This is a genomic window from Bacteroidales bacterium (assembly GCA_029210725.1).
In the GTDB taxonomy this organism is placed as follows: domain Bacteria; phylum Bacteroidota; class Bacteroidia; order Bacteroidales.
The window spans coordinates 95961-108092 of sequence record JARGFM010000004.1 but is presented as its reverse complement, the minus strand read 5'-3'; the positions used below and the strand labels follow the sequence as shown (position 1 = coordinate 108092).

The 12132-nt window shown below is 50.8% G+C and carries 12 protein-coding genes; 8 read left to right on the top strand and 4 right to left on the bottom strand.

The annotated features are described in order from the left end of the window. Position 1: 1 nt before the first annotated feature. From P1P86_03510 to P1P86_03495, 4 genes are all read right to left on the bottom strand, one after another. The gene (locus P1P86_03510; GenBank protein ID MDF1574241.1) at positions 2-1768 is read right to left on the bottom strand and encodes a M20/M25/M40 family metallo-hydrolase; all 1767 of its coding nucleotides are present in this window, start codon (positions 1766-1768) and stop codon (positions 2-4) included. 298 nt (positions 1769-2066) lie between these two features. After that, positions 2067-2759 carry a transposase gene (locus tag P1P86_03505; protein MDF1574240.1) on the bottom strand — a complete coding sequence of 231 codons (693 nt, stop codon included), beginning with the start codon at positions 2757-2759 and terminating at the stop codon, positions 2067-2069. A 91-nt stretch (positions 2760-2850) separates the two neighbouring features. Beyond that, on the bottom strand, positions 2851-3345 hold the full coding sequence (locus P1P86_03500; protein ID MDF1574239.1) for a hypothetical protein: 495 nt from the start codon (positions 3343-3345) through the stop codon (positions 2851-2853). Positions 3346-3514: 169 nt separating this feature from the next. Further along, positions 3515-4126 carry a TlpA disulfide reductase family protein gene (locus P1P86_03495; GenBank protein ID MDF1574238.1) on the bottom strand — a complete coding sequence of 204 codons (612 nt, stop codon included), beginning with the start codon at positions 4124-4126 and terminating at the stop codon, positions 3515-3517. Between the two features lie 80 nt (positions 4127-4206). Here P1P86_03495 and P1P86_03490 point away from each other — a divergent pair, with 80 nt between their 5' ends. From P1P86_03490 to hisF, 8 genes are all read left to right on the top strand, one after another. Further along, a complete protein-coding gene (locus P1P86_03490) occupies positions 4207-5505 on the top strand; it encodes a YihY/virulence factor BrkB family protein (protein MDF1574237.1) in 1299 nt (432 codons plus the stop codon). Positions 5506-5732: 227 nt separating this feature from the next. Next, positions 5733-6590, top strand: coding sequence for an ATP phosphoribosyltransferase (gene hisG / locus P1P86_03485; GenBank protein ID MDF1574236.1), 858 nt, complete (start codon positions 5733-5735; stop codon positions 6588-6590). Between the two features lie 15 nt (positions 6591-6605). After that, complete coding sequence (gene hisD / locus P1P86_03480; protein MDF1574235.1) at positions 6606-7895, top strand: histidinol dehydrogenase; 1290 nt, start codon at positions 6606-6608, stop codon at positions 7893-7895. Position 7896: 1 nt separating this feature from the next. Next, the gene (gene hisC, locus P1P86_03475) at positions 7897-8934 is read left to right on the top strand and encodes a histidinol-phosphate transaminase (protein MDF1574234.1); all 1038 of its coding nucleotides are present in this window, start codon (positions 7897-7899) and stop codon (positions 8932-8934) included. After that, positions 8931-10055 carry a bifunctional histidinol-phosphatase/imidazoleglycerol-phosphate dehydratase HisB gene (hisB, locus tag P1P86_03470; GenBank protein ID MDF1574233.1) on the top strand — a complete coding sequence of 375 codons (1125 nt, stop codon included), beginning with the start codon at positions 8931-8933 and terminating at the stop codon, positions 10053-10055. Before hisC ends, hisB begins: the two co-directional genes overlap by 4 nt. 13 nt (positions 10056-10068) lie before the next feature. Further along, complete coding sequence (hisH, locus tag P1P86_03465; protein ID MDF1574232.1) at positions 10069-10653, top strand: imidazole glycerol phosphate synthase subunit HisH; 585 nt, start codon at positions 10069-10071, stop codon at positions 10651-10653. After that, positions 10650-11378: a 1-(5-phosphoribosyl)-5-[(5-phosphoribosylamino)methylideneamino]imidazole-4-carboxamide isomerase gene (gene hisA, locus P1P86_03460; GenBank protein MDF1574231.1), complete on the top strand. Its 729-nt coding sequence runs from the start codon at positions 10650-10652 to the stop codon at positions 11376-11378. The genes hisH and hisA overlap by 4 nt, the downstream gene beginning before the upstream one ends. Before the next feature lies 1 nt (position 11379). Then, positions 11380-12132: an imidazole glycerol phosphate synthase subunit HisF gene (gene hisF, locus P1P86_03455; protein ID MDF1574230.1), complete on the top strand. Its 753-nt coding sequence runs from the start codon at positions 11380-11382 to the stop codon at positions 12130-12132.

The following is a 12132-nucleotide window of genomic DNA, read 5'->3' as shown; positions in this document are numbered from 1 at the left end:
TTTAAATTCGGATTAGCAGGTCGATGAGATCACCGTCCCGTTTTACCTGGACCACGATGGACATTCCCTCCTTCAAGCCGTCGAGCCGGGCCATGTAGTCGTAAACATTTCCAACGCTCTTTCCTTCAATGGCTACGATGACATCCCCTTTCTGGATACCACCCACCGCAGCGGGTCTTCCTTCGGTCACAAACATCACGGGCATCCCCTCACTGCCATCATAGGTCATATCAGGCATAAGTCCCAGAGTGATTCCGCCCCGCCTTCCCTTTGATGAACCTCTTACCTTGGGACCTGCTTCGGTAAAGGCAACACGTTCATGCTGGTTTGCCAGGGCGGCTGCTATCTCGGAAACAAAGGAGATTACCTCCCGGGTTCCCTCCAGGTTGATTGCGGCGGGCTGATCGTCCGGAGTATGATAATCAGAATGGGCGCCGGTGGAGATAAACAATACCGGTACATCTTTGGCATAAAAGGCGGCATGATCGGAGGGACCGAAGCCTTCGTTGGCGAATTTCAGATTGAAGCCGTAGTTGCTGTTGATCGATTCCAGGAGGATTTTAAAACCCGGTGATGTTCCCACACCTCCAACCTGCAACTGGCGATCTTCATTGAGTCTCCCGATCATATCCAGGTTGATCATCACCTGGATCTTTTCCATATCAACAGGCGGGTTTTCTGCCAGGTATTTGGATCCGATCAGACCCATCTCCTCCGCTCCAAAAGTAGCGAACAGTACACTCCTTGCAGGGGTATGGGCGCTTAACCATTCTGAGGCTTCCAGCACACCGGCCACTCCCGAAGCATTATCGTCCGCTCCATAATGTACCGCCAGGGTATCAGGTGCCCGGGAGGAACTCTCCGGACCGCCCAGGCCCAGGTGGTCGTGGTGGGCGCCGATAAGCACATACTCATCTTTCAGATCAGCATGCGATCCTTCAAGGGTGGCGATCACATTCGATGTTTCCATCTTTTTGGGTTGAAGGTCCACGCTGATATTCACCTCCACCCCCGTATGAAAGGAGGAGGCCTGCCGGGATGAGCTTAAACGGTCATCGATCCGGGACAGACTGTCCTGTCCGGCCGAACTAAGAAGCCGGTCGGCAGCCTCCCGGCTCATATGTACCACGGGAATAGCCAGAGGGTGCTGTTTTCCTTTTAGCTCAACCAGCTGATCATCCGGATCCAGGGAACTTCCCGAAAGGAAAATAACACCCGAGGCACCCAGATCAGAGGCCAGGAGGGCCTTTCCCCGGTCCTCGCTGTAATTCATATAGGGCGATGTGGCCTCCTGCGATCCGGGTACACCCCGGAGGATCATCACCCACTTGCCTTTCACATCCAGAGAGGCATAATCGTCCCACTTCAGCTCCTCCTTATCGACCTGGAAGCCATAACCCGCGAAGACCACTTCGCCACGGACCGTTCCGGCATGGCTAAAGGGGAAGAGGGAGTAGTCTGTTCCCAGCGATAGTTCCACATCGTCCCATTGAAAAAGGTTTTCCGGTCCCGCTTCAATTTCGCTGACAATATCAAAATGCTGCAGCCCTGTTTTTTCATAGAGTTGCAGTCCTGCTTTTTTAAATTCGGCAGAGAGGTATTCAGCGAGCTGCTGGTCCTCAGCGGTTCCGGGGTAGCGTCCTTTTAATTCATCGGAAGCCAGATAGGTGAAATGGCCTTCAATTTCCGCAATGGTAATCTCCTCTTCAAATCCGGGCCTGCAGGCAAACAGCAGGGCCAGGGGGAGGAGAAAAAGGATGTTTTTCATAGTTAAAATATTGTATGATTGTATTTTAAACTGCTTCAGGATATTCATTTCAATGGCTCGAAAGATACAATTATTATTTTTTTCTCCATAAATAGTGCCTCTAAGAAAACACCTGTTTTTTCAATTTCTGTTTAGGCGGCTCTTGTCCTCTATGCTTCTGAAGACCCAGAGCGAACCTTTTTTCCTCAGTTTCCGGTTTCCGTCACCGCGGATTTCACAATTATGATCATAATTTCGCCTTCAAGGACATACCATTCCCATCTATGGGACGATCTGATCATATATTTCGGTACAGCTTTTAGGCTGCCGCCCTTAACTCTCGTTCGGCCAGTTCCCTTTTTCGCTGGATCTCAATCAACTTCTGTCCAATTCTTCTCAGGTTATAGGCTGAGATTGCCAGGCCAACATACCGTTTGAAGTGCATATATCCCCGATCTGGACACCGGTCCAATCCCCTGTTTTCAAGTTCATTGATGTTAGATTCCACGGCACTGTGCTTATTTCTCAAAAGCTTGAACTGTCGATGGCCCTCCTCCTCCTTTTCCTGCTTATTGGGCTTGCCCTTCTTGGGCATCACAACCCTTTCGACATGCTCTTCCAGCAGTGCCTTGTTGTCTTTGTGCCAGTAGCCTTTGTCAAAGCTCCAACTTCTGAGATTATATTTCTCTGTCATATCTTCTACAATCGGCTTTACCACCTCAGAGTCGGAATGGTTCTCCATGATACGGTAATCAACAATCAGATGATACTGGTCTGTAGTAATAGACAGCTTTTTCCCCAGTTCCACATTGGGATGCAGTTTCCCTTTGGTAACCCATTCGGTATATTCCTCAAAAATGGAGAAGACCTTTTCTTCATGCCCGATCCGATCTTCCTTGTTCCTGCCTCCCGATGAGCTTGCTTTTCCTACAGCTCTCATTGCGTTTTTCATCCGGCGATACCAGTCGTGTATCTTTCTCCATCCTTTAACCTCGCCCGGATACTTTGCCATGAATTTGCCGATGATATCAAGTCCTTTGCGGCCACTATCCCACATCAGATTGTAATCTGTTGGGAAGTGTACATTGCTCTCTACAACGAAGCTATCGGTCTTTAAGCACAATGCTGCCGCCTCTTTTTTTTTTAAACACCTCATGACCGAACTCCAGGATCACCTGGTTCAACTCACGTACGGTCTCATCATCCAATAGCGTTACATTATCATAAATATTCTGATACTCAAACTGGTACTTCTCATAACCAAAGCCGCTCTCAACGCCCATGAGCTGACGGATCAAAGTGTGATAATTTGCCAGATCGAGAAGTTCATCGTAGCCTATATTCTGGACTAACCGTACTTGTGCCAATACAAAAATCTGCCACAGATCCATGCCGGGACGGCCGGTCTGCTTCTTGCCGACAGTTATTTTTGACTCCAGTATCTCGAAAACCCGCTCGTTCCACTTTGGGGTGACATAGATCTCTTTCAATGCTGCAACTAATTTGGGTAGCGCTCCTCCTCTCGGTCCTTTGGGAACCGGAGTCTCATGGATGGGCAGGTGGCCCAGTATGAATTGTTGCTCGAATCTCTTTCTCATTGGTGAACCTCGTTTGATGGTTTATCGGAAATATCCGAATCTCCTTTGCTTAATACACTGAATATCTGTATTTTCGGTGAATCAAGCAAGCGAAAGCCGCGATACATTCAAACAAGTTTTCAACATTAATCTATTGTGTGACAATTAATTGTAAGTTTTCTTGCAGACACTACTTAAGCAGCTCTTCGAAAATCTTTTCGGTGGCTTTGGAGTCCCAGTTGGCTGCCCCGGTTTTTTTGCTCACCACGCGCCCTTCCCGGGATATGATAAATGTGGTTGGATAGGCTTTGAAGGAGAGTGGTTCGGGTGGCTGAGCACCGGCCATATAAAAAACGGGCATCTGGTAATTGTTTTTTTCCATAAAGGGCTTTACCACATCCGGATGCTCGCCGGTGATCAGCATAAAGGCCACCTTATCCCCCCATTTCTTGTAGAGGGACTGTATTTCGGGCATCTCGGCCACACAGGGCGGGCACCAGGTGGCCCAGAAGTTGATGAACACCACCTCATCCCTGAAATTACTGAAATAGAAGGGTTCATTTTCCTCCCAGGCAAGAAACCAGTTATAATCCAGATCGGTCAGCATGGCCTGTTTCTCTTCATCCATGATCCGGGGTGCTTTCACATTCAGAACCACCCTGTTCAGGTTGGTGAGAATGGCTTTCCTCGGACCCGGAATCAGGAACAGAATGATCAAAACCCAGAACAGGATATCGCCGGTTTTCTGCCAGATGGACCTGTTCTCTTTCCATTTGGTAAAACGTTCTTTCAGTTTGGTCATTTTTTCAGATTTTCATGCAAAGATAGTTTTTCCCTGTACCTTTGTGCAAGTTTATTATATTTGTTTGCCAAAGCTAATCCATGCTTCAGAAGCTCAAGATTTTCTTCAAGGAGGAGATCTGGTCCCATGACCTCACCTCCAAGTCCCGCCGCCGGAACTTTCTGATCAGGCAGTCAAAGATATACATACTGGCATTTAAAGGGTTTTTTGAGGACAGGGCGGCCGTAAGGGCCGCTGCGCTTACCTATTTCACCATGCTCTCTATGGTGCCCATTTTTGCCATTGCTTTTGCTATTGCCCGGAACTTCGGCTTTGAAGATATGCTGCATAACTTCATCAATAGCAATATGAAGGAGCAGGAGGAGGTGATGAAGTGGGTAACCGGTATGGTGGACAATCTCCTGTCGGAAACCAGGGAAGGGGTCATCGCCGGTGTGGGGGGAGTGATCCTTTTCTGGTCGGTGATCCAGGTATTGAACAATATCGAGGCTTCTTTCAACGATATCTGGCAGATCCGCAAGGCCCGCAGCCCCATGCGAAAATTTTCAGATTACCTGGCCATCATGATCCTGAGCCCTTTCGCCATTGGGCTTTCCGGAAGCTTCATGGTAAAAATACAAAGTGCGGCCAATGAAATCGAGCTCTTTAAACCGCTGATTGTTACCCTGATCAAATCGGTCCCTTATGTCTCGATCTGGATTCTTTTTACCATTGTCTATATCGTGATGCCCAATACCAAGGTGAAGTTTAAATATGCGCTGATTGCAGGGGTGATAGCCGGCACCATTGCCCTGATATTTCAGTCGCTTTATCAGACCCTGCAGCTGGGCGTGCTCCGGTGGGGGACCCTCTACGGGACCATTGCCTTTATCCCGCTTTTTCTTATGTGGTTGCAGATCACCTGGCTGATTGTTCTGATGGGTGCCGAACTCTCCTTCGCCTATCAGAATATCGAGAATTACGAGTTTGAGGAAAATGCCCTGAATCTGAGCCATAACAATAAGCGGATACTGACCCTGCTGATCTCCTATCAGATTATCCGGAACTTCGAGGAGGGGAACGAGCCCTGGAATTCAGAAACGCTCAGTCATGAACTGGGCATCCCCATCCGCCTGGTCAATGAACTGGTATATGAGCTGGTGGAGGCCGGCATCCTGGCCGAGCTGGCGGCCGATAATCCCAAGGAGCGTTCTTACCAGCCTGCGGTGGATATCAATAAGATCACCGTGGAGTATATTTACAAACAAATGGAACTGGTGGGTGGCGACCATATGATTGTGACCGAGTCTGACGAGCTCCGTAAGATTACCCGGATCCATGAGCATATCCTGCATTCCATCAAGGAGTCGCCCTCCAATATCCTGCTGAAGGATCTTTGATTCCCTGCTCCGGTTTAAATTATTCCTCCCAGCCGTTTGAATTTTAGATATTATTCGCTAATATTGCAAAACATTTTAAAAGCATGAGGTTTTACAGGCAACATAGCGTTCATCACCACCACCATCACCATGTGTTTGGTTAGGAAGCTGTGTAGTACATTGTAATCCGGATAAAAAGTTAAGAGGTTTGCAGATACTGCAGACCTTTTTTTGTTAAAACAATCGGCATGAAAAAACTAAGAATCGCCATACAGAAATCGGGCCGTCTCAGCGAGAAATCTTTACTGCTTCTGAAAGAGGCCGGAATCTCCCTGAATAATGGTTCCAGGAAACTGAGGTCGGTGGCCCAGACCTTTCCCCTGGAGGTGATCTACCTCCGGGATGATGATATCCCCCGGTATGTGGAGGACGGAGTGGCCCACATCGGGATCGTCGGGGAGAATGAATATGCGGAAAAAGAGTGTCAGGTAGATCTGCTGGAAAGACTGGGATACTCGCGCTGCAGGCTCTCCATTGCCGTTCCCAAATCAGAGAGCTACTCCGGCCTGGAGGATCTGAAGGGAAAAAGGATCGCTACTTCCTACCCGGTCATCCTGGAGAGGTACCTGCAGGAACACGGGGTAAAGGCCGATATCCATGTATTGAGCGGCTCGGTGGAGCTGGCCCCTTCCATCGGGATGGCTGATGCCATTTTTGATATTGTCAGCTCGGGAAGCACCCTGATCAGCAACGGTCTGAAAGAGGTGGAGGTGGTCATGAAGTCGGAGGCCGTGATCATTGCCAACCGGGATATGGAGAAGGATATACAGCTGGTGCTGAACGATCTGATCTTCAGGATCCGCAGTGTCATGGCCGCTTCCAGTAACAGATACATTCTGCTGAATGCCCCTAATGAAAACCTCCGGCAGATTATTGAAACCATCCCCGGAATGAAGAGTCCCACCGTAATGCCGCTGGCTGAAGAGGGGTGGAGCTCGGTTCACTCGGTATTAAGCGAAAAGGAGTTCTGGGGAGTCATCGACCGCCTCCGGGAACTGGGTGCCCAGGGGATTCTGGTTATACCCATTGAGAAAATGATTGTCTAACCAACACATATAACTATGAATATTCTTCGTTATCCTGAAAAAAGCAAATGGGCAGAACTGCTTCAGCGGCCCCGGCTGAATCATGATACTCTGGAAGACCAGGTCCAGAAAATTATTGATGAAGTGGCCAGGAAGAGGGATGCTGCCGTAGTGGCCTTTACCCGGGAGTTTGACGGGTATGATTCCGTATCCATGGAGGTAAGCGGGGAGGAGATCCTGGCAGCCCGGGACGAAGTGAGCCCCAGATTGAAGAAGGCCATTGACGAAGCGCACTGGAATATCCAGACCTTCCATAAAAAGCAGATACAGCACAGCGAAGTCATTGTCACCACTGCCGGGGTCCGCTGCTGGAGAAAACCGGTTCCCATGAGCAGTGTGGGGCTCTACATCCCTGGTGGCTCGGCACCATTGCTTTCCACTGTCCTGATGCTGGGGATCCCCGCCAAGCTGGCGGGTTGCGGGGAGGTAATTCTTTGCACGCCGCCCGACAGTGCCGGCAGGATTAGCCCCTCCATCCTCTATATCGCCGATCTGCTGGGGATCGACCGGGTCTTTAAGGTTGGCGGAGCACAGGCCATTGCAGCCATGGCTTACGGAACGGAAAGCATTCCTGCAGTCAGTAAGATCTTCGGTCCCGGTAACCAGTACGTGACCAAAGCCAAGCAGATAGTGAGCCTCGATACGGTGGCCATCGATTTGCCTGCCGGACCATCCGAATTAACGGTGGTGGCAGATAGTGCGGCCAATCCGGCCTTTATAGCCTCCGACCTGCTTTCCCAGGCCGAACATGGCCCCGATAGCCAGGTGTTGCTGCTCACCGACTCTTCCGATATGATTGAGCGGGTACAGGCTGAGCTTCAGAAGCAGCTGAAAGACCTTCCCAGGAAGGAGATAGCATCCAAGGCTCTGGATAACAGCAAGATGGTGCTTCTTAAGACTCAGAAGGAGATTATGGAGATGGTCAATCTCTATGCTCCGGAACACCTGATTATTGTGACCAAAAATTATCCGGACCTGGCCGAACAGGTAGAGAATGCGGGATCGGTTTTCCTGGGCGACTATAGCCCCGAGAGTGCCGGAGATTATGCATCCGGAACCAATCATACTCTTCCCACCAACGGCTGGGCCCGTTCCTACAGCGGGATCAATATGGATAGTTTCTATAAAAAGATCACCTTCCAGGAGATCAGCAAATACGGACTGGTGAATATCGGGGATGCCATTATGGCCATGGCTGAGGCAGAAGAGCTTCAGGCGCACAGCAATGCGGTCTCCATCCGCTTAAGTTCCGGAGAAGGTGGCTGAGATATTTAGCATAGCATCCCGGGTCAGGCCCAATATCCGGAATCTGCATCCCTATTCGTCGGCCCGGGATGAATTCTCCGGTTCGGCCTCCGTGTTTCTGGATGCCAACGAAAATCCTTTTAATGCTCCGCTGAACCGTTACCCGGACCCGGGTCAGCAGAAACTGAAAGGCCGGATTGCAGAGATCAAAGGCGTAAACACGGAGCAGATTTTTCTGGGTAACGGCAGCGATGAGGGGATCGATATTTTATTCAGGGTACTTTGTGAACCGGGAGTGGATAATGTCATTACCGCAGACCCTACTTATGGCATGTACGGGGTTTGTGCGGAGATCAACGGAGTGGAACGGCGAAGCGTATTGCTGAACAGGGATTTCAGCCTGAACCCCGGGGCCGTGCTGGAGGCATTGAACGAGCAGACCAAACTTATATTTCTGTGTTCGCCCAATAATCCAAGCTCCAACTCCTTTGAGCGGGAGGCGATCTTAAAGATCGTGGACGGGGTACATTGCATGGTGGTGCTGGATGAGGCCTACATCGATTTCAGTAGTGGTCCCGGACTTCTTCCCCTGTTGAAGGAGAAGCCCAATCTGGTGCTTTTACAGACCCTCTCGAAAGCCTGGGGACTGGCAGGGATACGCCTGGGCATGCTCTTTGCCCATCCGGAGCTCATCGCCTATCTGTCCGCTGTAAAGTATCCCTACAACATTAACAGCCTGAGCATGGAGGCGGCCCTGAAAGCCCTGGAGGACAGGGACCGGACCCGGGCATGGATCGGAACGATTTTGGAGGAGCGTAAGCGGATGGCCCTGGAGCTGGAAGGACTCCCCTTTGTGAAGCAGGTGTATCCTTCGGATGCCAATTTTCTGCTGGTCCGGGTGGACAAGCCCTCAGCCATATACCGGTATCTTATGAACAAGGGCATTATTGTCCGGGACCGCTCGTCGGTACCCCTTTGCGGGGGGAGCCTGCGTATCACCATAGGAAAAGCGGAAGAGAACCGGGCATTGATCAGTGCCCTTAAAACCTATCATTCATGAAGAAAGTCCTTTTCATCGACAGGGACGGAACCCTGATTAAGGAGCCCCCGGTGGATTTCCAGGTGGATTCCCTGGAAAAGCTGGTGTTTATGCCCGGCGTTTTCAGAAACCTGTATAAGCTGAGGCAATACACGGACTATGAGCTGGTGGTGGTCAGCAATCAGGATGGATTGGGAACCGCTGCTTTCCCGGAAGAAGATTTCCGGGCACCCCATGAGAAATTCCTTCAAGCATTCAGGAATGAGGGGGTGGAGTTTGATGCCATTCACCTGGATCCCTCCCTGCCGGAAGAGAACTCACCCAAACGGAAACCCCGGACCGGAATGCTGAGTTCCTATATGCAGGGAGAATACGATCTGGAGAATTCTTTTGTAATCGGCGACCGGATCACCGATATGGAGCTTGCTAAAAACCTGGGGGCCAGGGGAATTTTTCTGAATACGGAGGAAGCTGCTGAGGAGATGGAATCTGCCGGAGTAGCCGGATATGTATCTCTGATCTGCCAGGAATGGGACGAGATCTATCACTTTATCCGGACCAGGCAGCGGAGTGCCACAGTGCGGCGCTCGACCAGCGAAACGGAGATTTCAGTCAGGCTTTCCCTGGATGGAGAGGGGCGTACTGCCATCTCCACAGGACTCGGATTTTTCGATCACATGCTGGATCAGATCGGCCGTCACGGGGGAATGGATCTGGACATTGAGGTGAGAGGGGATCTGCATGTGGATGAGCATCATACCATTGAGGATACCGCCATTGCTCTGGGAGAGGCCTTTCTGCAGGCACTGGGAGATAAGCGGGGCATAGAGCGTTATGCTTTTGTCTTACCCATGGATGATTCCCTGGCCAGCGTGGCCATTGATTTTGGCGGAAGGCCATGGATCGAATGGAACGCGAAATTCAGTCGGGATAAAATCGGTGATATGCCCACGGAGATGTTCTATCATTTTTTCAAGAGTTTTTCCGATGCGGCAAAATGCAACCTGAACATGGAGGTGAAAGGCAAAAACGAACACCATAAAATCGAGGGCCTTTTCAAGGCCTTTGCCAGGGCCCTGGCAAAGGCGGTTAAACTGGATCCTGAGAGTATGCGCCTGCCAAGCACCAAAGGGAAACTTTAAAAAGCAACACTGAATGAAGCTGGCCATTATTAAATACAATGCAGGGAATATCCGCTCGGTGGACCATGCCCTCAGAAGATTGGGGGTGGAAGCAAAGATTACGGACGACCCTGCAACGATTCTTTCGGCCGACAGGGTGATCTTTCCCGGTGTGGGCGAGGCCTCCGGTACCATGGAGTACCTGAAGGAGCGGGAGCTGGATAAATTGCTGAAGGAACTTCGCTGTCCGGTTCTGGGAATCTGCCTGGGGCAACAGCTGATGTGCAGCTGGTCGGAGGAGGGTGATACGTCCTGTATTGGCATCTTTGATGCGCCGGTGAGGCGTTTTCCTTCGGGCGGACTAAAAGTGCCGCATATGGGCTGGAACAGCCTCGATTGGGTGAACGGGAAGCTGATTCCCGGTGAACTCCGGGGCGCTTATGTTTATTTCGTGCATTCTTACTATGTACCGGTGGGTGAAGATACCGCAGCGAAAACCGATTATATCGTTCCTTTCAGTGCCGCCATGCAGAAAGATAATTTTTATGCCACCCAGTTCCATCCCGAAAAGAGCGGAGATCCGGGAGAGTTGATACTGAAACAATTTTTGAAACTATGATGGAGATTATACCAGCCATAGATATTATTGAAGGGCGTTGTGTCCGTCTTACCAGGGGCGACTACGGGCGGAAAAAGGAGTATGGCGATCCCTTTGAAATGGCCCTGCTGTTCGAGGATCACGGGATCAGGAGACTGCACCTGGTAGATCTGGACGGGGCCAGGGAAAACAGGGTGGTGAACTACCGGATCCTCGAGAGGATCGCTTCCCGGACATCCCTGGTGATCGACGCGGGCGGGGGAATACGGAGCGATAAGGATCTGAAGATCGTATTTGACTCGGGCGCCCACATGATAACCGGGGGAAGCGTAGCTGTCAGGGAGCGGGATCTCTTTCTTGGATGGCTGGAGCGCTACGGGGCAGACAGGATTATCCTGGGGGCCGATTTCAGGGAAGGTAAGCTGGCGGTTTCAGGATGGAACGAAGACACTTCTCTCGAACTGGGGGCGTTTATTGCCGCTTATCGTTCCGAAGGAATTAAAAAGGTTATCTGTACCGATATTGAAAGGGACGGAATGCTGGAGGGACCTTCGCTGGAGATTTATAAGGAGCTTAAAGCCAGCGACGGGGAGCTGCACCTGGTGGCCAGTGGCGGGATTAGCGGGATGGACGATCTGGAGCTCCTGGAGAAAGAGGGAATCGACGGGGCCATTGTCGGTAAGGCGATCTATGAGGGAAAAATCCCCTTGAAAACTCTTGAAACTTATATTTTAAATCAACGCTGACATGCTGGCTAAAAGGATCATACCCTGCCTGGATATCCGAAACGGGAAGACCGTAAAGGGGATCAACTTCGAAAATGTGGTGGATGTGGGTGATCCCGTGGAACTGGGGGCCAGGTATGCCCGCGATGGCGCCGATGAGCTGGTCTATCTGGATATCACGGCCACCCACGAGGGGCGAAAACTCTTTGCCGATCTGGTGAGGCGTATCTCGGAGGAGCTGAATATCCCCTTTACCGTGGGGGGCGGCATCGACCAGGTGGGAGATGCAGAACTGCTGCTGTCGGCAGGAGCCGATAAGGTAAGTATTAATTCATCGGCTGTGCGGGATCCCGGACTGGTCGACCGTATAGCCAAAGGTTTCGGAAACCAGTTTGTGGTGGTGGCCATCGATGCCCGCTGGAAGGAGGAGCGCTGGACCGTCTTTATCAACGGTGGGAGGATCCCCACCGGCAGGGAGCTCTTTAGCTGGGCCAGGGAGGTACAGGAGCGTGGCGCAGGGGAGATCCTGTTTACTTCCATGAATCACGATGGGACCAAGAATGGTTTTGCGTGCGAAGCTTTGAGGGAGTTGTCGGAGCAGCTGACCATTCCGGTGATTGCTTCAGGAGGAGCCGGAAAAAGGGAACATTTTGTGGAGGTGTTTGAACAGGGCAAAGCCGATGCTGCTCTGGCAGCATCCATTTTCCACTACAATGAGATTCCTGTTCCTGAATTGAAGGAGTACTTAAAGAAAAATCATATAACAATCAGATAA

What these genes read in the sequence shown, in the direction of transcription:
- P1P86_03510 (MDF1574241.1), bottom strand. Translation starts at nt 1,768, where the DNA reads ATGAAAAACATCCTTTTTCTCCTCCCCCTGGCCCTGCTGTTTGCCTGC.
- P1P86_03505 (MDF1574240.1), bottom strand. Translation starts at nt 2,759, where the DNA reads ATGGCAAAGTATCCGGGCGAGGTTAAAGGATGGAGAAAGATACACGAC.
- P1P86_03500 (MDF1574239.1), bottom strand. Translation starts at nt 3,345, where the DNA reads ATGAGAAAGAGATTCGAGCAACAATTCATACTGGGCCACCTGCCCATC.
- P1P86_03495 (MDF1574238.1), bottom strand. Translation starts at nt 4,126, where the DNA reads ATGACCAAACTGAAAGAACGTTTTACCAAATGGAAAGAGAACAGGTCC.
- P1P86_03490 (MDF1574237.1), top strand. Translation starts at nt 4,207, where the DNA reads ATGCTTCAGAAGCTCAAGATTTTCTTCAAGGAGGAGATCTGGTCCCAT.
- hisG (MDF1574236.1), top strand. Translation starts at nt 5,733, where the DNA reads ATGAAAAAACTAAGAATCGCCATACAGAAATCGGGCCGTCTCAGCGAG.
- hisD (MDF1574235.1), top strand. Translation starts at nt 6,606, where the DNA reads ATGAATATTCTTCGTTATCCTGAAAAAAGCAAATGGGCAGAACTGCTT.
- hisB (MDF1574233.1), top strand. Translation starts at nt 8,931, where the DNA reads ATGAAGAAAGTCCTTTTCATCGACAGGGACGGAACCCTGATTAAGGAG.
- hisH (MDF1574232.1), top strand. Translation starts at nt 10,069, where the DNA reads ATGAAGCTGGCCATTATTAAATACAATGCAGGGAATATCCGCTCGGTG.
- hisA (MDF1574231.1), top strand. Translation starts at nt 10,650, where the DNA reads ATGATGGAGATTATACCAGCCATAGATATTATTGAAGGGCGTTGTGTC.
- hisF (MDF1574230.1), top strand. Translation starts at nt 11,380, where the DNA reads ATGCTGGCTAAAAGGATCATACCCTGCCTGGATATCCGAAACGGGAAG.